The organism is Dokdonia sp. R78006, assembly GCF_042466145.1.
Lineage (GTDB): Bacteria > Bacteroidota > Bacteroidia > Flavobacteriales > Flavobacteriaceae > Dokdonia.
The window spans coordinates 69147-95805 of sequence record NZ_JAXHBU010000001.1; the positions used below are offsets into that span (position 1 = coordinate 69147).

A 26659-nucleotide genomic window follows, 5' to 3' on the forward strand; every position below is an offset into this window, starting at 1 on the left:
ATACTTGTTTACTCTTCTCTCCTTACTCTGATGAGATTTCTGGTCGCTTCGCTCTGTCGAAATGACGAGTTCTGCTATACTCACTTAATGAGATTTCACTTTGCTCTAGCCTTTTGTCATTTCGACCTAAGGAGAAATCACATTATCAAGCTCACGTAAAAGCTCAAATACTTGTTTACTCTTCTCTGCTTACTCTTCTCCGCTCACTCTTATGAGATTTCTCGTCGCTTCGCTCTGTCGAAATGACTGCATCTATTTTAAATAAGCAATCGCATAATAAACGAGCGCTCTCCTTTAATATCTTCTAAGCCTTTCTATATTTCAACTTATCTCTTTGTACTTGCTCAATAGGTAAAATGTCTGTCGCTTTATAGTCCAATGCTTGATACACCGCCTTTAAATCTCTAGAAAGCTTTCTCATTCCCGCAGGTTCTAGTGATGCACTGTGATCTGTACCTTTCCAAGTACGGTCTAGTGTATAGTGGCGTTCTACTATGTTTGCACCAAGTGTATAAGCAGCAACATCTACTGCAATACCTAGATGGTGACCAGAAAACCCGATGTGCTTTACACGATCGCCATACTTCTCGATGAGCGTTTTAATATCCAGCAAACACACATCTGGAAAGGGTACTGGATATCCAGATGTACAGTTATAAAGTACTAGATCTTTACCTCTGTTATGCTTTTCAAAAAACTGTACTAGCTCCTCTATCTCATCTCTTGTAGTCATCCCAGTGGAGCAGTGAATCTCCCCTTTGTAATTCTCACATAACCATCCTAGCATTTCGTAATGATTATTACAAGCACTAGGTATTTTTATAAACTCTGGATGAAGCCCTGCTATTTCCTTTGCACTCGTTGTATCCCAAACCGAAGTTGCATAGGTAATGCCTAATTCCTCACAATAAGCCTTAAGCTCTGCGTGCTGATTCACATCAAATTCTAAGAATTCTCTATGGGCCCCATAAGTATCACCGTAAGAGTTTACAGGGTTAGGGTGTGGTGCTTCGTATTGTTCTTTAGTAAGAAGTTCAATATTATGTCGCTTCTGGAATTTTACAGCATCTACGTTACAGAAGATAGCCGCTACTTTAATCATCTCCTTTGCGATTTCCATATCGCCTTTATGGTTTCCGCCTATTTCAGCAATAGTATAAGGCGCTTTGTAATTACTCATATCGGTTATTGTATTTTATAATAAAGTCACAGGCTTCGCGTATTGCTCCTTCTGCGCTATTATTTTGTAGTATAATATCTGCGTGGTTCTTGATAGGCATTGTGGCATTTGCAGGGGTAAGTGACCAACCTGCAGCACAAATATTTGCCATATCATTCACATCATCACCTATATAAGCTATGTTTGAAAATGATAGACCTCTATCCGTCGCAATTCTAGAAAGCAAGCTATACTTGTCCTTCACACCTAGATACACATCGTTTATTTTTAATTTCTTCATGCGGCTGGCAACTATTTGAGAATCCTCAGAAGTCATCACCATTACCTCAACCCCATATTGACGTAGAATTTCTAATCCCATACCGTCACGCATATCAAACTTTTTCATCAGTTCGCCCTCTGCACCATAATAGATACAACCATCTGTAAACACACCATCTACATCAAGTATAAGATGTGTAATTCGGTTACTTTGCTTTTTCGTTTTTAAACGAGCGGCTAGCAATTCCTCAACGATTTTCCAGTCGGTCAGCGTGTCTATCTCTGTAAGACTATCCTCTGGCATGTGTACCGTAGCTATTTTACCGCTAATTCTGTTTCCGCTTTCGCGAAAAGCGTCATGCGTTGTCACATAGCAAGCTCCATTCTCAATAAGTAACCCATCAAAATCTTGCCTACGCGGTCGATTGAACACATCATAATTTTGAGGTGTTCCATCTGCATTCCAAGTAAATCGATGTGTATTTACCACCGTAAGAGCCGAATCATTATTCGTACCTGACGCTACTGCATCTAGGCACGCATTTATATCTAGAGAAGTTGTAAAAGGTGATGTTGCTTGAAGTAAACACAGCACATCAAAATCTTCTTTTAAACCAGCTACAAACTCCTGCATCCCCATTTCTGTTGATGCGGTATCAGTAGCACTCTCGTCGCTACGTTTTACGGCTTTTACTTTATCTGTCCAGTGATATTCTTTTTCTACAAAAGCGATGATATCCTCATCATCTGTAAAAATATAAATAGTATCAAGACGTGAAGCTATAGCTTCACCTAAGACCCAGCAGAATAGTGGGCGACCGAGAAGTTTCTTTTTGTTTTTACCTGGAATGCCTTTTGAGCCTTTACGCAGGGGTATAAAACCGATGCTTTTCATTGTGGTTGGGTTGTAGTTAAAGCTTTAACACCACCTTAACTATTCATCCGTTAAAAGTATGCATTTTTAGGTTAAAATACTTGTAGTAAACTGTACTTCTCAATTGGTTTTATTCCTGTCTATACTTACTAAGCATCTCAAAGAGTGCATTTCTATCTTGACTCAATTTACGAGCGAATAATTTTCTACTATTTATGATACTCTCAAAGTCTGTTTCATCTAGAAAAGCTGGGTTCCCACCTCTACCTGTAGTCCAATCCATGTACCTTAAGTCATCATGATTAATAGATTGCTTAAGACTTGAGTTCATAAGCACTGTTTGGAAATACATCTCTTCTGCGCAAAATGTAAAATTAAATCGTTTTAAAAATTTAGGGTTTTCTTGAGTGTGAGTTACCACATATTGGACAGCTTCTCTAGTGAGAGACCAGTACGTGTTACCTCCATACAATTGACCCATAGATTTTTTTACAGGTCTCTTAAACTTGAAGCGCAATTGTAATCGTTGAGTCAGATATATCCACTTACTAGTTTTTTTTGCGTTGAAAAGATCATAAAAGTTAAATAACTCTATCCGATCCATTCCTCCATATTTCCACACTTTATTGGGCATCGTAAAGGCCGAAAGATGGTTTTGACCATTTACTAGGTATTTTCTAAAATCCTTATTTGATTGTATGGGAAAATCTTGTCCTGTTATTAAATGGAAGAAGCCGTTTTCCTTTAATGTAAGCGCTACCTCGCTTAATTTTAGATAAGCTTTAAGGTGATTAACGCCACCCCAGTTTACTTTAAAATCTTGAGAAACATACCTTACGTTAGACATTTGTAAAAAATCATCTTTCAATGTTTCATTAAAACTACTTTTTTTATCAATATGAATATAGATATTAAAGTTATCATCAAATTCTTGCACAAGCCTCCTAAGCTGAGAGAAATCCTTGTAAGCGGTGATTAGAATGGCTTGTTTCATACGTGACCTATTGATTTAAAAAAATAAATAGCTTTATTAATTATTGTCTCTTTTTAAATAATTTCTTTGCAGTTTTTTTAAAATACAACCACCTCAAATACAAATACTTCTTATACACATCAGATGTATACAATCCATCAACAATCGATAATCGATATAGTTCAGCATTCAATACATCTACCTTTTGAGTAATCATTAATTTTGCTAAAAACAAATTGATATGATCCCTATAAATATCTTCATCAAAGACATTCTTATATAAATAATATTTTTTTTGAATATCTAATGTTAACTGTGTCCTCATACATTTATCGCATTTTGAACAATTGATGGCTTGATTTCGGAATGCACTATATGAATCCGTACATACATCTAAGTGATTGTAAGAAATTTTAAAATCACTTATACTCTTTGTTCTTTCAGCTCTAGTAAGATTGGTAAGTGTTGACTTAACTTCTAATCTACTCGTACTTAGCTTATCTACAAGGAAATTATTTATGTAAATAAAGTCAAGTATATGTTTATCCAAGTAATCATTATGCTGGCCCGAACTATAATAATATGTATCACAATACCCTGACAATAAGTGTGCACATGCTAATTGTAGAAAGGCATGATTATCTTGAAATTTTTGGTTTGTAAAATCACTTAAATTCGAATTTATGGTTAATAAAGGAAGCTTTATTTTTTTTGCTGCATTCAAGACATTTTCACGTCTGTGATTAGCTATTACTAAGGATTTATTAGTTTTATGTGGACCATGTGATCCTACATTAAAAAAGCTTACATATCTTAAATGGCTTCTTTTACTTTTAATAGTAGCAAAACTATCAACCCCACACGATAGTCCAGTGGCTGCTTCACCTTCTACTTGTCCATTATATTTATAGGTTGCTGTACATTGTATCTTAGGTATAAAATTGGTTTTATAGGCCATTTTCATAATAGGTAACAATTCACTTTTTATGGAGTGCAACAATTTTTCATCTAATGGCCCATTTAGTTTGAGATTCCAACTATTTTCAAAAGCTATTGGTAGAAAACCTATTAAAATTGCATTCCAAACATCTTCCTCCTTAAGTTTATTCAATGGAAAGTCACAGTTAAAAAACACTTGATGGTTTACTTTTTCTAATCTCAAGGCAGCTAAAACCTCACCAGAGTCAATATCACTATTAATCGTTATCTCAGATATATAAATCATAGTACAGTTAGGGTTTTATACATTCATAACATCTGAGAACTTTTTCTTGAATTAAAGAAAAATCTAATTGCACTTTTGCTAGACCTCTATTTATATCAAAAGCTTTTTGTACCATAGCTGTATCACTTACTGCAAGTCTGAGCAGTTTTGCTATTTCTTGACTATCCAGTGCGTTATTAATGAGTAATCCATTAATTTCATGATTTATAATTTCGGATGTAACATTACCTGGATTAGACTGAATAGGAAAAGTTCCACAACAAATAGCTTCTAATAAGGTATTAGGCATACCGTCAGACAGACTATTACCAATGTAGTAACCAGCTTTAAGCATTAATTTATAAAGCTCCTCATAACTCATAGTTCCTTGAATTATTAGACTGTCGTCAAGAACGATATTCTGTCGCTCTATCATTTCTAATAATTCGTTAGTAGCACCAAATACTATAGCCTTTAAATAAGGATTTACTTTCTTTATTTCTATAAATGCCTCAACTGCATTAAATGCTTTACCAAGCTTATTCTCATATCCCTTGATTATTATGAGTTCGTAATCTTTGTCCTCAATCGAAACTTTAGGAATATTGAACCCTCCTCCTCCAGGATAAACACCTAAAAATCTTCCTTTAAAACCATTTTCCTTAGCAATTATAAAATCTCTATGACAATCTGTAATAAGATAATCGACCCTTTTTAAAACTAAAGGAACTTCATTTAAGTAGTTAGGTTTATTCTCCTTATTAAATAAATCACTCCCCCAGCTAGAATAAATCCATGGTAATAAATTGAATTGATTCATTGTTGAAAGAATAGGTAAACAAGAAGTGTATAAAGCAAAACTATGAACGATATCTGGTTCAATTTCTCTTAACGCTTTCGCGAAAGCATCCTCTATAGGGTGATCAAATTTTCGAACTAAAATCTTATAAAATAAAGGGAATTTATTTTTAATAAACGTACGCCCTCTTTTCTTCAAAAAACCTTTCTTCCATCCAGTAATTTGAGTCATCCAGCTCATAGATGGTGCATAACCTTGATCTTTTACATCAAACCAATATACCTCATGACCGTTATCTCGCAACTGATCTGACCAGCGGCGGAAGTGAATAGAGTTCATGGATACGAATAGAATTTTCATTTTACGTAATTGATTTTTTTATCGAATAGAGATATTTTTTTATTAGAGCAAAAGAAAAAGACGAACTTAATATTTGAAGCAACGGCAATAGTCCATTTACATACCTTTTCTCCCTATTGTATGCCATAGTCAACTTTAATCGATGATAGTCAATACTTCTTTTAAATAATTTTTTATTAGAATTTAAAATATCCATTTTCCTTAGCTCAGCAATAATGTTCAAATTTTGTTGGCCAACTAAAATAGGATTTCTCCGCATAGTCGCAGATACACCCACAGAACTTCTATAAACAGCTGTTATTTCATTTAAGTTATAAGCCGAAGTATTAGTGAGTGACATAACAAGCAAATAAGAAGGCCAATCTCCATAAGGAAACTTTTTAAAAAAATAAGGTAATTCTATAAGTCTATATACATTAAGAAAGACGGCTGTGGGCGCTGTTATAATATTCTCACAAGATAATATTTCTAAAGAAATAGGATTAAGCATTTTAGTATTGCCCGCATTTAAAATATTATTTGCAGAGAGCTGCTTACAGCGTGTTCCTACCACACTGTAATTTGTATTTTTTTCTAAAAAATCAACTTGAAGTTGGAGTTTGTTATTATCAATCCAATAATCATCACCATCACATATTGCGACGTACTTACCTTTTAACTCCTTAGCAGTTTCAACAAAATTTGCCATTAAACCCAAATTACCTTTACGTCTTATATATTTTATATTACTATAAGCCAAAGCAAGATTTTCACATATTTCACTAGTACCATCTGTACTAGCATCATCACTAATAACAATGTCAAAAGGGAAATTCGTCTTTTGTGTAAGGATACTTTTTATAGTTTGAAGTATATAGTCTTCTTGATTATAACAAAGTACAAAAACGCTTAACGTAGGCTTTTCCTCTCTGAGAGCAGCTATAGAAACTTGTTTTATATCCATCCTTATCTATAGTGAAGTTCTAGAGCCACAGTATGTTCTCCTATAAGCTTATAATCATAATAGGAGTTTCTAGCCTTGAACACAATCCATTCTAGAACTATATTATTCACTTCTAAAATAGAAATAAAATTGATAGATTTATTTTTAACTTTTCTCTTAATCATTTTCAATACATCATTTCTCTCCGGGTGTTGACGAACCGTTAGAAAAATTCTATGCTCCCTATAATTATCCATGTAGTATAGAGCAGAGAGTACTTGATCTCTGGTAGTATAAACATCTATAGAGGCCTCTGGCATATTTACATCGTAAGGAATAGGCACGACTCCAACATCTCGTAAATGATTTGCTTTAACAGCTATTCCCTTTTTAACTCTGTTCAAATACTGCCCATTAATAAGCTCCAATGTCTCTGCAAAAGGATACTTACTCTTGACACTTCTATACATTTTAGAATGCCATTGATGTTTAAAGTACATGGAATCTTTAATAAATTCCACATCAAAACCTGCTCTTTGGAGTCTTAAATGAACATCTGTATCCTCTCCTCCCCAGCCGTGATAAAACTCATCAAATCCACCGATTGATTTGACATGCTCTGTTGGGAAAATTGTGATCCCTGTAGCTTCCACACCTGAGACTCCTTTGATTACAATCTCATTAAATGATTTGTTTTTCTCACTCTCTCCTTCAGGCATAAAGCCGACAGGAAAATAAATCGTTTTTTCTTGTTTTAAAAGTGATGTTACTTCTTGTGAAAAATTGGGATGCCATATCATGTCCATGTCTGAAACCATAAAATGAGAAGTCGTACAAGATTTTAATACCATATTGATACACCTTGACTTATTCCAGAGCTGTCCTTGAGTAGCACATAAAAATAAAACTACATTATCAAAAGTCTTTAGCAAGTTACTCAGCGCTATCTGATAAGATGGTTCACTCCCATAATCTACAACCACTAATCGGGAAACATCGTCCAGTTGTGATACTATAGAGGCTATACTACGTCTTACCGTGCTTAGATCACGATTACGATTAGGTATTACAATTGTAAGGCTACTAGACATAGATAGGTTGTGTTGTCATTTTCATTGCGTCGTAAGATAATAAAGCTACTTTTTATTTATACTGTAATGCGCGTTTTTCCACAAGATGCCACGACGTATATCCCATTATGATAGAAATCACAATAGAATAGATAATAAAATGACCTATTTTAGGATTAAAATAGTACAGCAATATTTGCTGAATAGGAAATCCATAAATATAAATACCATAAGAAGCATCTCCATAAATACTAAATTTTTGAAGTAGTTTAATAGGCACAAAACCTAGACTTAAAATACATATAGGAAAAAGTACGTGCTTTACCTCTTTATAAAACCCCAAATAAATACTTAAAACCACGAGCAACCCACTTATTAAAAATACTACCGAATGCTTCCATTTATCAAAATTCACCTGAGCAAGTACGGTCCCTGCCACAAAAAAGGCACCTAGATTTAATACGTGAAATCCTAATATCTGTATCACCTGTCTCTCATAAATGTTTCCAAGATTAAAATTATAGAGAACAATCATAAATATAAATACTAATATCGATAGGATAAGCTGCAACTTCTTGTAAGACTTAAGGAAAAAAAGCGCTATTAAAGCCACATACAAGGAAAACTCGTATTGAATAGTCCACAAAGACCCATTTACCGAATGATATGGCATTTCATTAAAGACACCCGTAACTATACCTTGGAAACCATACAGAGATAGATTATTAGGCAAATAAGTAAGGTAAGACACATTACTCAACAATGGCTCTTTCCCCTCATAAAAAAATGGAATAACCAATAATGATAGTATTAACACAACCAATAATCCTGGAAATATACGCAGTACCCTTTTTTTAAAATAGTCCTTTATAGTGTCACTCCGCATTAAGCTTTTATAGATAAAATAACCGCTAATGGTAAAAAATCCGCTTAAACCTATTGCCGAAAAACTGACCTGATTATTTGTGAGTATAGTTAGCCACTCCTGATTTTCTTCCATTCCCTTCAAGGCAAAAGAATGTGTGATAAGCACAAAGATGGCTAGCATAAATCTCAGGAAATCAAAGTTATTCTTATGCTTAACCATTAGAATTTTTCTGGTTTATTAAAAGAGAACTTTATCGTGTATAGAAAACGTTTTAACGCATACCACAAATCCAAAACAAACCCTCTTTTAAGTCTCCAGCTTGTAGCTAAAAGCCCTTTAAATGCAGAAAAAATACTGACATCTTCATGCCATAATTGATAGTTGCCAATTATATCATTTTTGAACCTAAAAAATTCTTGTGCCTTTGTTCGTTTAATTTCGTAACTGAATATTGCGGGAACGAAGTCGATTTTGTAACCAGCTTCAAGAACCCTCTTAGACCATTCTTTGTCTTCAAAAGTGGAGACATTTTCATTAAAGGGATGTTTTTGCCATACCGCTTTCGCGAAAGCGGAACCAGAAAAAATCAATCCCGATTTATTAGGGTCATCCTGTGAGCTTACATTGTTAATATAATTGCGGTAATCGTTAGGACTATGCAAACAGCGTAAGCCTGCAAGGTTATTATTGCTTTGAAATTTATCTTTTATGAGCATAAAAAAATCATGACTGACAGGATATGAATGAGCACTAAAAAGAACCACGACATCATGAGTTGCTTTTTGAGCAGCAAAGTTTGCACTACCTCCATAACTAAACTCTTTAACAGTCTCAAAGCGTGCATTATATGTGGCAGCTACTTTCTCGCTACCATCTGTAGATAGGTTATCTACAACTACTATTTCATCTATATCATCATTATAGCGTTCTCTTAGGTTTTTAAGTAAAAACGCTAAAGCTACCTCTTGATTTTTATTACGTATTACAACAGAAATCATATAATTCACTTTTTAGATCTAAGGAGCCCTTTTATTAGTTTAAAAGGTTTTGTGATAACTTTCCCTATTTTATATTCTAAGGATGTTTTCAAATTGTCTTCACTCAATCTGTGTTTTTTTATTAAGTAAAATAAATAATCCATCGTAGTGTCAAATTTATCTATATAAATCTCTCGATGTTTTTTGTAAACATATTTTGACACATCTTCTGCGTGGTGGGCTAAGGTATTTGTTAACATAGAAACCTTAGCCTTTCGATAATAGAAAAGTGATCTCTCTATTACTTTGAATTCCCCACCATCTTTCAAAATCGATATCCAGAATTCCCAATCTTCAAAACCTTTACGCATTGACTCATCGTAACCTCCTACTCTTTCCCAACTTGATTTCTTATATACTGATGAAGGCATTAAAATATTTTCAAATAATAGAGAATGATAGTCTTTTCCGAAAGGTTTGTGCTCGTAGAAGGTGTCTTCAATATGATCACTAAAAAACATTCTATAACAGGAAACTACTTCAAGATGTATGTTCTGTTCGAAATAAGGGATAATTGTATTAAGATAATCTTCATGTAAAATATCGTCAGAATCTAGCGGCAGTATAAATGTGCCTTTTGACATAGCGATACCTGAGTTCCTAGCTGCTGGGAGACCTCCATTTTTCTTATGAATATAATGAAACCTACTATCTCTATTGCTCCATTGTTGAGCCACTTCTTCGGTATTATCAGGACTTCCATCATTTACAATAATACATTCCCAACTAACAAAGGTTTGATTCACTACCGACTGTAATGTCTGATCGAGAAAATGGGCTTGTTTGTAGCAAGGAACAATAATGGAAACTTTTGGAATCATATTTAAAATTTATTGAGAAATTTTAACTTAACTAGCAATCGTATTATTCTAGATCTTCTTAGAGAATTTATTATTTGCTGATATATCAACACATTATCTAAGTCTTGCATAAAAGCCTTGTAGTTTGAAGCTAGTATTTCTTGCTTTTCAGTTTCCATACGTCGTTGGTTATTGGGATTAGAACTAATACCACCTAAATAAAAATTAACAAGCGTTTTATTAAGGTACTTATATGAAACTTGATGTTTACAAATACAGTCAATAAAGAATTTCCAATCTGCAACTATTTTCAAATCCTCATCATAAACTCCAAAATTTTCAAACAAACTTTTTTTTATAAAAGTTGCTTGATGAGGAATATTATCTTTTAAAAAGTAAACAAACGATAAAGTTTCTGGATATGTTTTCAAATACTTTTTATCTTTTCCAATAACCATCTGATTACAATAGGCAATATCAAATGGTTCTATATCATTGATTACCTTTTCTAATGATTGTTTTTTATAAAATGAATCCCCACTATTCAAAAAAAGTAAATACTCCCCTTGCGCTTGTATAATTCCTTTATTCATGGCGTTATACACGCCAGTATCTGGCTCACTTACAGAATAGTTAAATCTAGTACTATATTTTTCTATATAAACTTCACTACCATCATCTGACCCACCATCAATAACAATATGCTCAAAATCTTGATAAGTTTGTTCTTGTACACTTTTTACAGTCTTTTTGAGACCATCAAGATCGTTATAGTTTATTGTGATTATGGAGAGTTTTATCATATTTCTTTGTCTCAGGCTAATTCAATTAAAAATAAATGGAAACAATTCTTGTCTCAAACGAACTATTGGAAAATACTTAATAGATAGACTAGATAGAGCAAAATTTGGCCATCTAATCATTAATTTACCCCAATAAGCAATATAGGACAATAGACTTTCTTTTTTCCTAAATTTTATAACCCACAGTGTAGACCATAACAAATCTTGATTTTCATCTGATATATTATTTTTCAAGCCCCAATCTATTAATGATTCGTATAATTTTAGATTATATTCTTGATAGAGACTTTTATTGTTAAAAATATTAGTGTCATGTATGCCTCGTTTAGACACTATATTATTTATAGATGAAGCAGCAAGCCTCTTTTTTATAGCTAGTTTAAAAATGAAGTCAGAATCTTCTGCGACTACTAGATCTTCATTAAAAAAACCTATAGAATCGCAAACAGAACGTTTTATTGTCAAACCATTTAAATGCAAATATCCTAGTTTACTAGAAACAATATTTTCAAATAGTTCTTCCGGCACTACATCTTTTGATAAAGTTGCCGTTCTAAAATGATGTTGTTCCTCTTCTATAGTATTACGGTAAAATTCAAAACCCACAGCATTATAAGTACCATCTAAATCTTCCTGTTCCAATAATATTTTATCTCTTACAAATCTATTTTCTAAATAGAAATCGTCTGCGTCTAAAAATGTAATGTACGGTTCTTTTGCCATCAACATACCTAGATTACGACTAGCAGAGCGCCCTTTATTAAGATTGCCTTTATGATGAAATATTTTCACCCTATCATCTATGCGTTGATAATTTTTAATAATTAATCGGCTATTGTCAGTGCTTCCATCGTCTACAACTACAACCTCATTGACTTCATCAAAAAAAAGTGCGCTAGCAATTGACTTTTCGATAAACTTTTCAGCATTGTAAACAGGTATGATAACAGATACGGAAAATGACATTACTTAATTTTCATATTACAATGAGAATAAATATTATTAATTTATAAAATTCAGAAATCCTTAATCTAAAGTTATAGTGTATTAAGCACTTTTAAATGTTTGCTTTACAACTTTCTGATATTTTCTCAGTTTATTTCTTACTTGTTCCGGTAAAATAGATTTTAATAAATTTACAATATGGCTATTTCTTTGGGATATATTTGATAAATCTAATTCATAAAGACCATCTCTATTTGTTACGTATTTTATAGAATTGTTCCATTTACCACTAGATATATTCGTTATGCTCTTGAAAATTTCAATTGGCACCCAACTTAAATTTAACGTTATCACTTTTATGTATTGACCACTATCGACTCGTTTGAAATAAATTATACCTTCATCATTAAAATAAATCTTTTTTAAACGTCGATAATTAATGGGACATGAATATTGAGTAAATCCGTCTTTAAAACAGATACAATCGTCAAATGTTTCTCCATCAATAATAGTATTTAGCCGTATACTTTTGATAGATTCTTGATCTCTATAAGCCGTGTAAGCTCTCATTTCTGTAAAGGCAAATGTGGGATGATCTATTAAATTTTCTTTTTGCTCTGTTATATATTTTTGATCCTGAAACAATAAATTTACTGTATTTAAATACCCCTTGACAACATTAATTCCAGAAACATATCCATTCATGCAAAAGCTTTCACATTGCTCAGTACATTCATAAGAATTAAATTTATAGTTATGTGTATTCAAGTCATCTAAAATCATATTATCTGAATCAAAATGCCAGAACTCATTAACACCTTGTTCTTTCAAAAATGAATAAATATAAAACCAACGTTTGAAAACGAAATTTGTCCAGTGCTTTCTACCATGATTTTTACCTGCGACATGCTGGTAGACTTCATTAAAAATCTTTATTTCCGGAGTGTTGCCGTAGCTTTCAAATAACCTATGTTCAACACCAGCTTCAATAGCTATTCCCTCATTGCTCTCATCACCCAACAAAACAACTCTTGTTTTAGGATTAGAAATTCTTGCCTGTTTTAGAACAAAGAGCAAATAATCACTATCCCCATAATGACAAAAAATAAGAGGCGCTAATGTCATATTCATACTTACTGCAATATTAAAATATAGATTTTACTTAAAAGTTATTTCCTAAAGAGTTTTAAGGAAAACATCCCCTCTCCTGAACAATAAGAAAGCTGGTATGGCGAGACTCCATCTCACGATATACTTAAATTTCTGCCCATTATAATCATCTACATAATGTATTGCCATTCTAATTCTCTGAAGACAAACAAAAGCTTTTTCAAAGTCTCTCTTTAAAACCATTATTTTAAAGAAAGATAGAAAATACGAAAATAAGTAGGATTTAGTTTCGGGCAAGAGTTGGTGATTTAGTTTTTTTAATGTCGAGTAACGTACGTTAAGATTAGATTTAAATTTATCCATTCTATCAGTCCTACTTATAGACATATTATCAAAATGGCTTATAATTGTAGTAAGAACTTCATCTGTAGCATGATATTCGTTATATTTTGCAAGTATGCGTATATGATAATCATACTCTTGTGATTGTTGTAATGACTCATCAAACCTATAATTTTCAATCACGTCTCTTTTCCATAATGGTGCTTGAATACTCCAGAAAATACGAAACTGGATATAATCATCTAAAGGTGTTGGAGATATAATTGCTAAAGATCGTAGTCCCTGATCCTCTTGAATTTGTTCATTCCAAATATTAGTCTGACAAATTGAAAATGGATAATCAGAAACCTGTAGAGCTTTAACTTGTAATTGTAGTTTTTGCGGAAGAAAAATATCATCACTGTCTAAAAAATTTATGTAGGACCCTTTGGATTTAGAGAAACCAAAATTTCTACAAGCATTAGCCCCCTTAGGTTTTGATAATGGCCTACGAAAGAAGCTAAATCTTTTGTCTGACTCTACGAATTTGTTCACAACATCTTCTGTATTATCTGTACTACCATCATCTACAACAAGACATTCCCAATTTTGATATGTTTGCGACATAACACTTTGTAGTGTCTTAGATACAATATTACCTCTGTTATAAGTAGGAATGATTATTGAAATTAAGTCTGAATACATTATTGATTTTTATAAGGCGCTAAGTCGTAGTTATTACTAGAGTAGAGTAAACTATATCTATCAAATGTTGACACTTGTAAATTTGATAGCTTCTGCCATTCTTTAACTATAAAATCTTCATCATTTCTACCGGTATCATCTAATAACCAAAAAATATCAGAGGTTGATTTTGCTTTAAAAAATGGATAGGCGCTATAGCGAGAAAAAGAAGATGCGCCTCCGTAAGGGCCGTCTACAATGACAAAATCAATTGCAGTATAATCTTTAGTTTTGTCCTCCAATATTGTAGTATCATACCACAAATCTTGATTTCTAAACTTAAATCTGCTTGATACTTTCGTTAAAGGAGCCAATATTAAATTTACATAATCAGTTAATCCATATGTTTCAAGTTGTATTTTTAGCTTTTCAAACCACTCAGGATCTGACTCAATACAAGTTAACTTACCATTAGAATTAGTGATTTTTAATAATTGTGCTATATATAACGTTGTAGCCCCTCCTCCTAATTCAAGTATATTTTTTCTATCTGTTAGTACGATAATATTTAGGCAATGAACTATCGCTCTAGGTGACATTGACCAGCCAGTCATTGGAATAAAATTACCACATGAGAACATACTTTTTAACTCAAAAAGGGCAGTCTGTTGGTTTTGATTTTTTAAAATAGCTCTCTGATTTTCCTTAAGCTTCTTAAATAATCCTTTAAATCTATTTATCATTATAAGATAGTTTAAAATCAATTAAAACTTGACTTTGATTCAGTGGTACATTTTCAAATTTTTCGTAGAAAAATCCTTCAGCAACAACTAGGCTAAAAGCATTAATTGACCAATCTGAAACTTTATTTTTATGGCTTAAATGGGTTGTTATAATAAATGTACCCTGGTTAAGAGGCAGCTTATCAAATTTAAAATTAATTTTTTTCGCAATATTATCAGAATTAACATCTTCAACTGTATTACTAAACCAAAGAAGTCTCTGCCCCATTTGGTTATCAATTCGAAAGTCAAGTTGCAAATCTCGAGCTAGGAATTCTCTTGGATTATTAAGATGAAAAGAAAGTTCTAAAGGTTTACCGGTTCTTACTATATCATCATCACAATTCAGAACAACTTTCTCTATAGAAATATCCATACTTCCAGTCCGTTCTTTATTACTGATTGATTTTTCCAAAGAATTCTCCGTTATTTCAGACACTTTCAAATATCTCTCTATAGTATTTGGCACCTCTCCATTATATATTACCTTTCCATTTTCCATAAGTATTGCTCTAGTACATAGACTTTGAATAGCTGCCATATTATGACTCACAAAAAGCACTGTACGGCCATTCGTATTTGATATATCCTGCATCTTACCAATAGCCTTTTTCTGGAACTCAGCATCTCCTACTGCAAGCACCTCATCTACAACAAGAATATCTGGCTCTAAGAATGCCGCTACCGCAAACCCTAATCGCACACGCATACCACTTGAATAACGCTTTACAGGAGTATCAATGTACATCTGACAGCCTGAAAAGTCCACAATCTCATCAATCTTAGCCGTAATTTCAATTTTGGTCATTCCCAAAATAGCCCCGTTTAAAAAGATATTTTCTCGTCCCGTTAATTCTGGGTGCATCCCAGTACCTACTTCTAGTAAGCTCGCAATTCTACCTTTAGTCTTTATGCTACCTGTAGTTGGGCTTGTTACTCTTGATAATAACTTTAGTAACGTTGATTTTCCTGCGCCATTTTTTCCAATAATGCCGAGAATTTCTCCTCTCTTAACTTCAAAATTAATATCCTTTAATGCCCACACATAATCAGAACTAGCGCTAGCACTTCGATCATTTACAGCTCCTATCTGTAAGTACGGGTCATCTTTCCCCCTTAACTTTGCCCAAAACCGATTAATGTCATGGCCCAAAGTTCCAGTCCCTACAACACCTAGACGATATTGTTTTGATATATTTTGTGCCTTTAATATTATATCGTTCATTGATTTAATGCTTTAAAAGGACATACCTCAAGAAGTGTCTTTTGTAAACTTTCTATAACTCCTATATCTGGAAGTGCATTTTTATGATTTTCAACGAAGGAAACCCAATGATTTACATCTTCTGGTGTATGTACTGTCAATGCTATGTAGGGATCTAAACCTACAGATATAAAATAATCATGGTATTTTACACCATCACCAAAAATTTTATCTGAAAAAATTACTTGAACTGTAGGTATTTGATAAGCGTGAGCTACAATTACACCGTGTAACGATGATGCTATAATACGCTCACAAGAGAGAATTTCTTTAGTTGTAGACTCTATGTCATTTGTTCTAAAATCTATAACCTTCACCTCTGGAATATTAGCAAACATTTGTGCTACAGCTACATAATCATTGATGTGAGGTATCACTCCAATTTTTGTTTTTTTAGCAAATGTATTCTCAAAGAAAAGTGGCAATAATAGCGCTGGATCACCATACACTTCTGGACATGCATAGCCCATACTAAGTAATCGCTTTCGCGAAAGCGGGCCTCTCACTGCTAGAAAAGTGGCGTTAGAAATCACAGAATCTCTATGGTTTATACCACTACCCCAAACAGTACAACGAGGACCTATATGCTCTAAAACACTCCCAATGGTTACATATAAAGGTTCCCATAAATTTTTAAGATGAAATTTATTTGCGCGTACCCACTTAACAGATTTTCTTGAAATCTTTTTTACAAGGTATTTTCCTAAGAGATCTCCATAGTTCTCTTTTTTCTTCTTTTGGATATGTATCTCACTCCACCAATATAGTCGTATCGAATTTCTCATTAGACAGTATCGATAAAGGTTTTTTCTGTTTTATTAAACACAATTAATCCCATTAAAAGAGATACTACTGCGACAACACTACTTATAATAAGTCCATTGAAATTTAAGTATTCACTACCTAACAAAAGATTCCTATACAACTCAATAGTTTGTGCGAGTGGGTTTGCTTCAATGAGCCATGCGTACTCAGAGCTCTTCTTTTTGGCTTCTGCTATCGGATACATTACTGCACTCAAATACATCAACAAATTGATTCCAAAAGAAACTAATATAGTTAAGTCCCTATATTTTGTGGTGAGAGAACTCAAAATCATTCCCACTCCTAAGCCTAACAGTGCCATGTTTAGAACACAAATAGGCAACAACCATATATAAACAGAGGGAGCAATAGAGGCGTCTTTTGCCAATACGAAATACAAGTAGAAAATGAAAAATATAAATAGCTGTATAATGTATTTAAATAGCCCTGAAATAACCTTAGAAGCCGGAACAATAAACCTTGGGAAGTACACCTTACCAAATAGTCCTGCGTTTGCTGTAAAAGTAGTACTACTTGTACTAAGACATTCTTTAAAATAATTCCACAAGGTAACTCCAGCAAGATTAAATAAAAATGGAGGAACAGCCCCAGTATCTATATTAGCAAATGTGTTGAAAACAAGCGTAAAAACCACACTAGTAAATAATGGTTGTATGAGATACCATAAAGGTCCAAGAACAGTTTGTTTATAAACAGTTACAATATCACGCTTTACAAAAAGAACTAGCAAATCCCTATACCGCCAAATCTCTTTGAGATTTAGATCTATGAGCTTCCCCTTAGGTTTGATTTCGTAAAGCCAGTCTTCGTCATCTTTCATTTTATCAACCATAAACCCTCTCTACTTACGACCTCTTATCAGTCTACCTAACTTACCTAACAAGCCTCCTTTTCTTTCCTCCTCATGGTACCCGTTATTATAAGTACCATAGCCGTATCCATAACCGTAGCCTGCGCCATAACCGTAGCCATAACCATACTTACGCTTCTGTTGGAAATAGTTGAGTACAAAACTTACATGTTTTATTTCTCCTTTTTCATACTTATCTGTAACCAGGCCAAGCATATCTTTTCTAGTATACCCTTGACGCACCATATATAAAGACGCATCCACATAAGGCATTAACTCAAATGCATCAGAGACAAGGCCTAATGGAGGTGTATCAAAAACAATATAGTCATACTCTTCCTTAAGCTTATTAATAAATTCATGCATTGCGTCACTTATAATAAGTTCCGACGGGTTAGGTGGTATAGGTCCAGAAAGGATAACATCTAGATGATCAATACCTGAAGGTTGTTTTACTTCGTCTAGCGTTGCATCCCCTATCAAATAATTAACTACTCCCTTATCATTCTCTAATTCAAAATCGTCAAATATCTTCGGCTTACGTAAATCAAGTCCCACTAGCACTGTTTTCTTTTCGCTCAAAGCGAAAACGGAAGCAAGATTCATAGAGGTAAATGTTTTTCCTTCCCCACTCACACTTGATGTTACTAATACCGTCTTTGCACCCGTAACTCCCTTCTTCTTGTACATAAACTGCAGGCCAGAACGCAAGCCTCTAAAAGCCTCTGCCATTGCAGATCGAGGGTGATCACGCACTACGAGTCCTGAGGTACGCTTACTTTTACCTATCACTCCAAGTACAGGAATGGAAGAGCGCTTCTTAACATCTTCAGGAGTACCTATTTTTGTATCTAAAAAGAAGATAATCAATACCAAGGCTAAAGGAACCACAATTCCAAAGGTGGCTGCCATCACCTTATTGAGTTGTGTATTCGGACCTATAGGTCCTCTACCTACGTCTTTTGCTTTGTCTATAAATAAGATGTCTGAAACGTTTGAGGCTTTTATTATCTCTGCCTCACTGCGTTTTGTGGTGTATAAATTATATGCTTCCTGACTTATGGTAAAACGACGTTGTATTTCTGCAAGTTCTTGTTCTTCTTTTGGAAATTGCCTAAGCTTCCTTTCGGCTTGACCTATTTCTCTATTTAAGTTTGAAATTTGCGAATTAATCTGAGATTTACTGGATCTTATATTTTCAAACAGGACTGCTTTCTCTGCATCTATACGTCTATCAAGATCTCTAAAAGCTGGGTTACCTTCCTTTGCTGTATATGCAAGATTACTACGTTGTAATGCAAGCTGGATAATACTTGACACCCCTGATGTTATACTTCCTTCATTAATAAGAGAGACAGAAGGTGCAGGCACGTTTGTATAATCTGTGCGTGTTCTTAAATATTCTTCTAACTGCTTGTAATAAACAAGTTGTCTTGCTAAGTCATCTTTTTCGTTATCTATCGTCTGTAGTTCTTCACTTATTTGCTCCGCTCCTCCAGATAGTGTAATAGCACTATTTTTATTTTGGAACGAATTAAGATCATTCAATGCCTTATCTAAATCAACATTACTTGACTTAAGACTACTATCGATATACTTTATAGTTTTTGTAGCAAATAGATTCTTCTGGCGCAATTGCTCTTCCGTACGCACCTCAATACTTGCATTAAGGTAATCTATGAGTCGTTTTTTATTAGTCCCTACAAGGCTTAACTCTAAAGTAGAACTTCCTCGCGGAGTTTGGGTAACTCCCATCCCACGATATCTTCCTGCGGTTCCATTAAAATTACCCATACTCACAAAGTACTCCTGACCTGCGGTAGGATAAACATCTGTGGCTAGTAATTGCCCTTTCAAAAATGGAGTGTCTATAGTGTCACCTAACTTAAAAACCTGATCAAAATCTGTAGATGGTGCAGGTACCGTTGATGGTTTAAGCGTGTTATAATTAAATAATGAAGCATTCCCTCCACTAAAGGGTATCGTAAGCCTCATGCTACCATCTCCTTGATCTACTACAGTAATTCTCTTTCCATATAACTGCGGAAATGAGTCATTAAGTTTTAATTGAAAAGGAGTGTATCCATACACATCCTCAATGGCATATTTGCCTTGTTTTTGGTAATTAATGTAGTACTGTAAGTATTGAACAACACGCTCTGCATGTGTTCTAGATTTAAGCATGATAATACTAGTTTGTACCTTATCTGTAGTGCCACCCCAGTTAAAAACCAAACTTGTATTCCCTCCAAACATTTGATTTTGATCGTCTTTTATAGAGATCATACTTGTCTCTCTATAAATAGGCACTTTACGCACGTTAATATAATGCGCTATAGAGAAGGCAATAAGCAATGATATTACAAATAACCACCAAAAGCTTAAGAGCCTAAACAGGAATCCCTTAAAATCAAAAAAACCTCCGGAGCTTTGTACGTCAAATTCTTCTTCCATCACTTATCGGGTTGCTAGTAATATTACAGAGGCTAGCGTTGTTACTAATCCTAATATGGTAGTAAATGCTTGCAGCCCGGTTGTACCAATACCTATAGCTTTTTGAGGTAGCGGATTTACCGTTATAATATCATTAGGTTGTATGTAGTAGTAAGGTGACTGCATCACATCTATGGTTGTAAGATCCACATGGTGTACACGTTGCCCTCCTGGATATTGTCTTATAATAAGTACATCTGTAAGGTCACCCGTAAGTGGCACACCTCCAGCATTTGCAATTGCTTCTAGTATAGAGACTTTCTCTGCAAGCACATTTTGAGTTCCAGAGGCTCCTATCTCTCCTACTAGCGTATATCGTATTCCTGGTAGTTTTACAGTAACAAATAAATCGGCCTCGTCTTTTATATAATCGGCTAGAAGTCTTTTTTCTATAATTTCTCTTATTTCGTCGGTTGTCCTGCCTAGCACGTTAATTTCACCTAGCTCTGGAACACGTATATTTCCATGAGTGTCTATGGCAAAACCGTCATAATAAAAACCTTCGTCAAGGGATACGCCTCCATTGCTGGAAGGATTAAAAAAGTCAACCAATTGTTGATCCAATGCTTTCAGGCGAATACTCAATATATCGCCTATTTGCACTCGGTATGGTGGTTGCTGTTGCTGTAGAGATACAATACTGTCTGTAGCGCGCTCTGTCTCGCGCAAATAGGTAATGTCTTTAAGGGGCACACAAGAAGCTGTACTCGCGATAATTACGAGTAAAAGCAGTATAATTGGGTATCTCATTTATGTAAAGTTAGGCATCACAAATATAGCGTTTCATCGATAAAAATAAAACGTTCACAGATGGATGCTCAGTTATTAGCTTAAAATTATCAGAAATTAATTAAAAACAATGCTACGCAACGACTTAAAATCAAGTTATTTCTATTTGTAAGCGTTATTTTTGCTTTCGCGAAAGCGTAAACGCATACCCATAATACTAAAAAACTGGTTGAGCACTCATGTGACCAACTAATCGTAAATGGTGCAACGTATTGCATCTACACTATTTCCTGATGAATTACCTCTCTGTAGAAAACGTATCAAAATCTTTTGGCGAACACCATCTTTTTAAAGACATCGCGTTCGGTATTAATAAAGATCAAAAAATAGGCTTTGTTGCCAAAAATGGAACAGGTAAAACCTCTCTCCTCAACATCATAGCAGGACTAGAAGCTCCAGATAGTGGCCAAGTAGTGAGCAGGAAGGGAATTGTAATTTCGTTTCTACCTCAGGAACCAGATCTGGATCCTAATCTTACGGTAGAGGAAACCATATTTGCTCACGATAACCCTATTCTTAAAACCATTGCAAACTACGAGAAGGCGCTTCTCAATATGGAGGATGCAGATGCGTACCAAAAAGCATTTGATGCCATGGAAGCTGCACAAGCATGGGATTTTGAGACACAATACAAACAGATCCTTTTCAAGTTAAAACTTGACGATATGGATCGTAAAGTTGAACTCCTCAGTGGTGGGCAAAAAAAGCGTCTTGCGCTAGCTCAAATGATGCTTACCAAGCCAGATCTAGCCATACTAGATGAACCTACTAACCACCTTGACCTTGAAATGATAGAGTGGCTAGAAGAATATTTCCGCTCAGAGAATATCACCTTATTCATGGTGACACACGACCGTTACTTTCTAGAAAATGTATGTAATGAGATTGTAGAGCTTGAAGGTGGCGTGCTTTACAGCTACAAAGGAAATTATGCCTATTACCTAGAGAATAAAGATGCTCGTGTAGCAGCATGGGAGACAGAGACTGGAAAAGCAAAGCAACTTTATAAAAAAGAATTAGAGTGGATGCGTCGCCAACCTAAGGCTCGTACCACAAAATCAAAGTCTCGTATAGATGACTTTGCAGAAATTAAATCTCGCGCACATGAGCGTCGCAATGATCACACTGTACAACTAGAGATTAATATGGAGCGTATGGGGAGTAAGATTCTCGAGTTTCATAAAATCAGCAAATCTTTTGGAGATCTTAAATTACTTGATCAATTTGAGTATGTATTTAAAACTGGGGAGCGTGTAGGGATCATAGGTAAAAATGGAACTGGTAAAACCACCTTCCTTAATATGATTACTGGCGAGCTAGCTCCAGATTCTGGAAAAGTGATTGTAGGAGAAACTGTAAAATTTGGTTACTATACGCAGAAGGGAATTAACATCAAAGAAGGTCAAAAAGTAATTGATGTTATAAAAGAATACGGAGATCACATTCCTCTTAAAAAGGGAAGAACAATTTCTGCTGGGCAGCTATTAGAGCGTTTCTTATTTGACCGCAAGAAGCAATATGATTTTGTAGAGCGATTAAGTGGTGGAGAGCGCAAGCGCCTTTACTTATGTACCATTTTTATCCAGAATCCTAACTTCTTGATTCTCGATGAGCCTACAAATGATCTAGACGTTGTAACACTCAACGTACTTGAGCAATTTTTACTTGACTTTCCTGGGTGTCTTGTCGTAGTTTCTCACGACCGTTACTTTATGGATAAGATTGTAGATCACCTTTTTGTTTTTAAAGGAGATGCCGTGGTAGAAGATTTTCCAGGTAATTACTCAGATTTTAGAGCTTACGAGGGTGGGATAAGTAACGCTTTCGCGAAAGCAGAAAAAGAACAAGCACAGCTAGACAACAAACTGAAGTTTAATGAATCTATGAGTGCCGTTGCCACCGAAACTAAGTCTTGGAAAGAGGAACAGCATACAGGAACGATAAGCTTTAACGAGCAGAAAGAGCACGCAAAGTTAGAGCGTGAGATTGCAAAACTAGAACGTGAGAAAGAAGACAAGCAAAAACTCTTTTTAAATCCTGATCTTACTCAAGATCAAATCACCGAAGAAAGTCTGAAATTGCAAAAAATCATAGATGCGATTGCCTTAAAAGAGGAACGATGGTTTGAATTATCGTCAAAAATGGAAGGATAACCAATTATAAACGACAATCTTTATTATAACTAATACCATACAATAGCTCACATTCTATAAAGTGAACCAGTACAAACACTCCATACTCGCTTACCTAAAATGGTTTCCTAAGACCTTCCACCTTCATGGGATACACTCTCCGTTTATTTTTAAACTAGAGAAGGAAGTATTGAGAGGAAAGTCGGATCCTGCTATTTCACAAAAAATAAATACTTATAAAAAAGCATTACTAGATAACGAGACTAGTATTGAGGTGATGGACTATGGCGCGGGTTCTAGAGTATTTAAATCTGCGCAACGAGAAGTAAAAGATATTGCTAGGTACGCCGGTGCTACGCATAAAAGGGTATTGTTATTACAGCGCCTTATGGCATACTTTCAGCCTAAAGAAGTATTAGAACTAGGCACTTCGCTTGGTGTTGCTACTGCAGCACTAGCGATTCAGAACACGGCACATGTCACTACTATAGAAGGTTGCCCCAATACTGCTGCCATAGCAAGGAAGGAGCTAGATGCAGCAAATGTGACTAACGTAACGCTTTGTGTAGGAGATTTTAATGATGAGATTGTAAAACACAATCACAAAAAGTTTGAATTTATTTATTTTGATGGAAACCACTCTAAGCAAGCCACGCTAGATTATGTGTCATCACTCCTAAGCACAACAACAGACGATACTGTCTGGATGTTTGATGACATTCACTGGTCACCAGAAATGACAGAAGCTTGGAATACCATTAAGAAAATGCCAGAAATATCTGCGACCATAGACGCTTTTCATTTTGGGATGGCATTCTTTAGACCACAACAGGCTAAAGAAGATTTTTATATTAGATTATAATTACACAACAAAATAATCTTGACCTGTTTTTACACGCACAGCGTTCAAACATCTCTCTTCGCTTTTCTAAAAACCTTATGGTTGTTGCGCCCTAGATAAATTTTTACATAAATTGTGTAACATTTAGACGTTTACCTCTTCTAATAGCAAACCAAACACTCTATGGGCAACCTTATTAAAATTAGAAATATCATTCGTGACTTCCCACTAGGGACAGAGATTGTTCACGTACTCAAGGGTATAGACCTTGATATTGATAAGGGTGAGTATGTAGCTTTTATGGGACCTTCTGGCTCTGGTAAGTCTACGCTTATGAATCTTTTAGGCTGTCTTGATACACCTACCGCTGGATCATATGTTCTTAATGGACGTGACGTGAGCCAGATGACAGATGATGAGTTAGCCGAAGTACGTAACACAGAAATAGGTTTTGTCTTTCAAACCTTTAATTTACTTCCTAGAACCACCGCTCTTGACAACGTAGCATTACCAATGGTTTATGCCGGAATGTCAAAGTCTGCGCGTAATGCTCGTGCAGAGGAAGTACTCACAGACGTTGGTCTTGCAGATCGTATGGATCACAAACCTAACCAACTATCTGGAGGACAACGACAGCGTGTTGCAGTAGGTCGTGCACTGGTTAATAAACCATCCATCATCCTTGCAGATGAGCCTACAGGAAACCTGGACTCAAAAACTGGTGTCGAGATCATGGCGCTTTTTGATGCAATACATGCCGCAGGTAATACCGTTATTCTTGTTACACACGAGGAAGATATTGCAGAGCATGCACACCGCGTGATTAGATTGCGTGATGGAGTCATTGAGAGTGACACTAGAAATAAATAATTTGCTTATTTCGTGAGTGAATTATTAATCATATTTATTCTCAACATAGGGGCTCCTTTACGAATTTGATAGTATTTTGGTGAAAAATTGCAACTATGAGTTTAATGAATGACGAGCTTAAACAAGCACTCAGTAAAAATGAGTTATTAAGTCAAGAAAATGATTTTTTAAAAACGCAGCTTAAAGAGCAATCTTCATCAAATAAAAAAGTAGTTTTTACAACCACACTCAAAGGTATTCACCTCTGGGCTGGCGCTGACTTAAAGGAAAGTTTTGACCAAGTCTATCATGAGCTACCTAATGTATCAAAATCTTCATTTGCCCAACTCTCTGCTAGTTTAGTAAAGCGTATCACTCGCATAGGTCTATTTACATTACTATTTGCTGTGATACCTGTATTCTTAATCTTAATACAAACAGGTATTTTATTCCAGCAGAACAAAAAATTAGATATTCAGAATGATAGAATACAGCAACAGGTGTATCTAGAAGAGGCTAGCAGAAGGAATAATCTTGTTTTTTTAATGGATAATGTGCTCGATCAAGTGCATGATGAATTACAAATCTCAACATCCATATCTAAGCCTCTTATAGCTCGTACTCAAGCATTGCTCTATGGCTTTAGACCTTATCGCTTTCTAGAAGACGAAATCCTCACAAAACCGCTGAGTCCAGAAAAAGGACAATTTCTACTAGCTATTATTAATAGTGGGATGAACAAAAAGAGTATTCAAAATGTTTTTGCTGCGTCCTTTAGTAACGTGTATTTAAAAAGAGCAAATCTCTTTGGAGCGCAACTTGCCAATATTGATATGCCAGATGCAGATCTATCTTATGCAGATTTATGGAATGCAAATCTCACAGGAGCAAATCTCAAAAACAGTGATTTTACGGGATCACAATTAAACAACGCCATTCTTACAAATGCAGACCTTAAAGGAGCACAACTTAATGATGCTACACTTATTAAAGCAGTACTGGACGGTGCTTTCTTAGAAAAAACACAATTAGCTAACAGTGATATGAGAGGCGCCTCTCTTGTAAATGTTCATGTAGATAGTAAAGACTGGCTACAAGAATTAAAAGACGCAAATGTTTTAGGTGCAGATGAGCTCATTGCAACCTATCAAGTTCAAGGACCCGAAAGTGATGAGGACAATAAACAGTACTTTGTCGTATCTTTAAAACAAAAATAAGCGTGTGTAGTGTCTACATAAACACTACCACTCTGAAACTACATGAATATGGATTTCTTTAATAACCTCTCCCCTACCACACAGATAATTGTAAGCATTATTGGGGTCTCAGTTCTATTTCTTCTCGTATTTGCAAATAGCAAACGTAATACTACAAATCAACGAGGGAGGAGAACACGCAAATTTGGAGAAGGCCTCAGTAAGAAAATGAAGGAAAGAGAAAACAAATAACGCTTCTATTTTAGACTAGTAGATTTCGCAAGACCTTAATTATACAAATCAAAATTCAAGAACACTGATGAATCCTATTTATAAAGCAATGCTATTTGGAATACTTATGGCAATAGGTTACATCATCATGAACACCATAAAAAGGAAATCTCAATCTTAAACACCAGTATCATAT

The 26659-nt window shown here is 34.8% G+C and carries 24 protein-coding genes; 4 read left to right on the forward strand and 20 right to left on the reverse strand.

Annotated elements, in window-relative coordinates; translation table 11 throughout:
• Positions 1–304 precede the first annotated feature (304 nt).
• The 20 genes from SJY37_RS00295 to SJY37_RS00390 all read right to left on the reverse strand — a co-directional run bounded on the left by SJY37_RS00295 (position 305) and on the right by SJY37_RS00390 (position 21175).
• Positions 305–1180, reverse strand: a complete 876-nt coding sequence (locus SJY37_RS00295; RefSeq protein ID WP_298328183.1) for an N-acetylneuraminate synthase family protein — start codon at positions 1178–1180, stop codon at positions 305–307.
• The gene (locus SJY37_RS00300) at positions 1173–2336 is read right to left on the reverse strand and encodes an acylneuraminate cytidylyltransferase (protein ID WP_298328186.1); all 1164 of its coding nucleotides are present in this window, start codon (positions 2334–2336) and stop codon (positions 1173–1175) included. The genes SJY37_RS00295 and SJY37_RS00300 overlap by 8 nt, the downstream gene beginning before the upstream one ends.
• Positions 2337–2445: 109 nt before the next feature.
• Positions 2446–3309: a beta-1,6-N-acetylglucosaminyltransferase gene (locus tag SJY37_RS00305; RefSeq protein ID WP_298328189.1), complete on the reverse strand. Its 864-nt coding sequence runs from the start codon at positions 3307–3309 to the stop codon at positions 2446–2448.
• A 40-nt stretch (positions 3310–3349) separates the two neighbouring features.
• Entirely contained in the window at positions 3350–4513 is a 1164-nt protein-coding gene (locus SJY37_RS00310) for a hypothetical protein (RefSeq protein ID WP_298328192.1), read from the reverse strand.
• A gap of 7 nt (positions 4514–4520) precedes the next feature.
• Positions 4521–5651, reverse strand: a complete 1131-nt coding sequence (locus SJY37_RS00315) for a glycosyltransferase family 4 protein (protein ID WP_298328195.1) — start codon at positions 5649–5651, stop codon at positions 4521–4523.
• Between the two features lies 1 nt (position 5652).
• Positions 5653–6594: a glycosyltransferase gene (locus SJY37_RS00320; RefSeq protein ID WP_379952660.1), complete on the reverse strand. Its 942-nt coding sequence runs from the start codon at positions 6592–6594 to the stop codon at positions 5653–5655.
• A 2-nt stretch (positions 6595–6596) separates the two neighbouring features.
• A complete protein-coding gene (locus SJY37_RS00325; RefSeq protein ID WP_379952661.1) occupies positions 6597–7664 on the reverse strand; it encodes a glycosyltransferase family 2 protein in 1068 nt (355 codons plus the stop codon).
• A gap of 52 nt (positions 7665–7716) precedes the next feature.
• The gene (locus SJY37_RS00330; RefSeq protein WP_379952662.1) at positions 7717–8730 is read right to left on the reverse strand and encodes an acyltransferase family protein; all 1014 of its coding nucleotides are present in this window, start codon (positions 8728–8730) and stop codon (positions 7717–7719) included.
• On the reverse strand, positions 8730–9509 hold the full coding sequence (locus SJY37_RS00335; RefSeq protein WP_379952663.1) for a glycosyltransferase: 780 nt from the start codon (positions 9507–9509) through the stop codon (positions 8730–8732). Before SJY37_RS00335 ends, SJY37_RS00330 begins: the two co-directional genes overlap by 1 nt.
• Positions 9510–9514: 5 nt before the next feature.
• Positions 9515–10369, reverse strand: coding sequence for a glycosyltransferase family 2 protein (locus SJY37_RS00340; RefSeq protein WP_379952664.1), 855 nt, complete (start codon positions 10367–10369; stop codon positions 9515–9517).
• Positions 10370–10371: 2 nt separating this feature from the next.
• Positions 10372–11151: a glycosyltransferase family 2 protein gene (locus SJY37_RS00345; protein WP_379952665.1), complete on the reverse strand. Its 780-nt coding sequence runs from the start codon at positions 11149–11151 to the stop codon at positions 10372–10374.
• 21 nt (positions 11152–11172) lie between these two features.
• A complete protein-coding gene (locus SJY37_RS00350; protein ID WP_379952666.1) occupies positions 11173–12117 on the reverse strand; it encodes a glycosyltransferase family 2 protein in 945 nt (314 codons plus the stop codon).
• Positions 12118–12198: 81 nt separating this feature from the next.
• Positions 12199–13227, reverse strand: a complete 1029-nt coding sequence (locus SJY37_RS00355) for a hypothetical protein (protein WP_379952667.1) — start codon at positions 13225–13227, stop codon at positions 12199–12201.
• Positions 13228–13272: 45 nt separating this feature from the next.
• Positions 13273–14232, reverse strand: a complete 960-nt coding sequence (locus SJY37_RS00360; RefSeq protein WP_379952668.1) for a glycosyltransferase family 2 protein — start codon at positions 14230–14232, stop codon at positions 13273–13275.
• Complete coding sequence (locus SJY37_RS00365; RefSeq protein ID WP_379952669.1) at positions 14232–14954, reverse strand: hypothetical protein; 723 nt, start codon at positions 14952–14954, stop codon at positions 14232–14234. The genes SJY37_RS00360 and SJY37_RS00365 overlap by 1 nt, the downstream gene beginning before the upstream one ends.
• Positions 14944–16218, reverse strand: a complete 1275-nt coding sequence (locus SJY37_RS00370; RefSeq protein ID WP_379952670.1) for an ABC transporter ATP-binding protein — start codon at positions 16216–16218, stop codon at positions 14944–14946. The genes SJY37_RS00365 and SJY37_RS00370 overlap by 11 nt, the downstream gene beginning before the upstream one ends.
• On the reverse strand, positions 16215–17042 hold the full coding sequence (locus tag SJY37_RS00375; RefSeq protein ID WP_379952671.1) for a polysaccharide pyruvyl transferase family protein: 828 nt from the start codon (positions 17040–17042) through the stop codon (positions 16215–16217). Before SJY37_RS00375 ends, SJY37_RS00370 begins: the two co-directional genes overlap by 4 nt.
• Positions 17042–17914, reverse strand: coding sequence for an ABC transporter permease (locus SJY37_RS00380; RefSeq protein WP_298328230.1), 873 nt, complete (start codon positions 17912–17914; stop codon positions 17042–17044). The genes SJY37_RS00375 and SJY37_RS00380 overlap by 1 nt, the downstream gene beginning before the upstream one ends.
• Positions 17915–17923: 9 nt before the next feature.
• Positions 17924–20386 carry a tyrosine-protein kinase gene (locus SJY37_RS00385; RefSeq protein WP_298328233.1) on the reverse strand — a complete coding sequence of 821 codons (2463 nt, stop codon included), beginning with the start codon at positions 20384–20386 and terminating at the stop codon, positions 17924–17926.
• 3 nt (positions 20387–20389) lie between these two features.
• The gene (locus tag SJY37_RS00390; RefSeq protein WP_013751534.1) at positions 20390–21175 is read right to left on the reverse strand and encodes a polysaccharide biosynthesis/export family protein; all 786 of its coding nucleotides are present in this window, start codon (positions 21173–21175) and stop codon (positions 20390–20392) included.
• Positions 21176–21447: 272 nt separating this feature from the next.
• Between SJY37_RS00390 and SJY37_RS00395 the strand changes: the two genes are divergently transcribed.
• The 4 genes from SJY37_RS00395 (at position 21448) to SJY37_RS00410 (ending at position 26253) form a co-directional block, all read left to right on the forward strand.
• Positions 21448–23367, forward strand: a complete 1920-nt coding sequence (locus tag SJY37_RS00395; protein ID WP_298328236.1) for an ABC-F family ATP-binding cassette domain-containing protein — start codon at positions 21448–21450, stop codon at positions 23365–23367.
• A 61-nt stretch (positions 23368–23428) separates the two neighbouring features.
• Positions 23429–24208, forward strand: coding sequence for an O-methyltransferase (locus tag SJY37_RS00400; RefSeq protein WP_298328239.1), 780 nt, complete (start codon positions 23429–23431; stop codon positions 24206–24208).
• Between the two features lie 162 nt (positions 24209–24370).
• Positions 24371–25057: an ABC transporter ATP-binding protein gene (locus SJY37_RS00405; protein ID WP_108876699.1), complete on the forward strand. Its 687-nt coding sequence runs from the start codon at positions 24371–24373 to the stop codon at positions 25055–25057.
• Between the two features lie 95 nt (positions 25058–25152).
• On the forward strand, positions 25153–26253 hold the full coding sequence (locus SJY37_RS00410) for a pentapeptide repeat-containing protein (RefSeq protein WP_298328242.1): 1101 nt from the start codon (positions 25153–25155) through the stop codon (positions 26251–26253).
• Positions 26254–26659 lie beyond the last annotated feature (406 nt).

What these genes read in the sequence shown, in the direction of transcription:
- SJY37_RS00370 (WP_379952670.1), bottom strand. Translation starts at nt 16,218, where the DNA reads ATGAACGATATAATATTAAAGGCACAAAATATATCAAAACAATATCGT.
- SJY37_RS00300 (WP_298328186.1), bottom strand. Translation starts at nt 2,336, where the DNA reads ATGAAAAGCATCGGTTTTATACCCCTGCGTAAAGGCTCAAAAGGCATT.
- SJY37_RS00340 (WP_379952664.1), bottom strand. Translation starts at nt 10,369, where the DNA reads ATGATTCCAAAAGTTTCCATTATTGTTCCTTGCTACAAACAAGCCCAT.
- SJY37_RS00320 (WP_379952660.1), bottom strand. Translation starts at nt 6,594, where the DNA reads ATGGATATAAAACAAGTTTCTATAGCTGCTCTCAGAGAGGAAAAGCCT.
- SJY37_RS00390 (WP_013751534.1), bottom strand. Translation starts at nt 21,175, where the DNA reads ATGAGATACCCAATTATACTGCTTTTACTCGTAATTATCGCGAGTACA.
- SJY37_RS00305 (WP_298328189.1), bottom strand. Translation starts at nt 3,309, where the DNA reads ATGAAACAAGCCATTCTAATCACCGCTTACAAGGATTTCTCTCAGCTT.
- SJY37_RS00385 (WP_298328233.1), bottom strand. Translation starts at nt 20,386, where the DNA reads ATGGAAGAAGAATTTGACGTACAAAGCTCCGGAGGTTTTTTTGATTTT.
- SJY37_RS00295 (WP_298328183.1), bottom strand. Translation starts at nt 1,180, where the DNA reads ATGAGTAATTACAAAGCGCCTTATACTATTGCTGAAATAGGCGGAAAC.
- SJY37_RS00325 (WP_379952661.1), bottom strand. Translation starts at nt 7,664, where the DNA reads ATGTCTAGTAGCCTTACAATTGTAATACCTAATCGTAATCGTGATCTA.
- SJY37_RS00345 (WP_379952665.1), bottom strand. Translation starts at nt 11,151, where the DNA reads ATGATAAAACTCTCCATAATCACAATAAACTATAACGATCTTGATGGT.
- SJY37_RS00355 (WP_379952667.1), bottom strand. Translation starts at nt 13,227, where the DNA reads ATGAATATGACATTAGCGCCTCTTATTTTTTGTCATTATGGGGATAGT.
- SJY37_RS00310 (WP_298328192.1), bottom strand. Translation starts at nt 4,513, where the DNA reads ATGATTTATATATCTGAGATAACGATTAATAGTGATATTGACTCTGGT.
- SJY37_RS00330 (WP_379952662.1), bottom strand. Translation starts at nt 8,730, where the DNA reads ATGGTTAAGCATAAGAATAACTTTGATTTCCTGAGATTTATGCTAGCC.
- SJY37_RS00360 (WP_379952668.1), bottom strand. Translation starts at nt 14,232, where the DNA reads ATGTATTCAGACTTAATTTCAATAATCATTCCTACTTATAACAGAGGT.
- SJY37_RS00365 (WP_379952669.1), bottom strand. Translation starts at nt 14,954, where the DNA reads ATGATAAATAGATTTAAAGGATTATTTAAGAAGCTTAAGGAAAATCAG.
- SJY37_RS00375 (WP_379952671.1), bottom strand. Translation starts at nt 17,042, where the DNA reads ATGAGAAATTCGATACGACTATATTGGTGGAGTGAGATACATATCCAA.
- SJY37_RS00405 (WP_108876699.1), top strand. Translation starts at nt 24,371, where the DNA reads ATGGGCAACCTTATTAAAATTAGAAATATCATTCGTGACTTCCCACTA.
- SJY37_RS00395 (WP_298328236.1), top strand. Translation starts at nt 21,448, where the DNA reads ATGAATTACCTCTCTGTAGAAAACGTATCAAAATCTTTTGGCGAACAC.
- SJY37_RS00335 (WP_379952663.1), bottom strand. Translation starts at nt 9,509, where the DNA reads ATGATTTCTGTTGTAATACGTAATAAAAATCAAGAGGTAGCTTTAGCG.
- SJY37_RS00410 (WP_298328242.1), top strand. Translation starts at nt 25,153, where the DNA reads ATGAGTTTAATGAATGACGAGCTTAAACAAGCACTCAGTAAAAATGAG.
- SJY37_RS00350 (WP_379952666.1), bottom strand. Translation starts at nt 12,117, where the DNA reads ATGTCATTTTCCGTATCTGTTATCATACCTGTTTACAATGCTGAAAAG.
- SJY37_RS00380 (WP_298328230.1), bottom strand. Translation starts at nt 17,914, where the DNA reads ATGGTTGATAAAATGAAAGATGACGAAGACTGGCTTTACGAAATCAAA.
- SJY37_RS00315 (WP_298328195.1), bottom strand. Translation starts at nt 5,651, where the DNA reads ATGAAAATTCTATTCGTATCCATGAACTCTATTCACTTCCGCCGCTGG.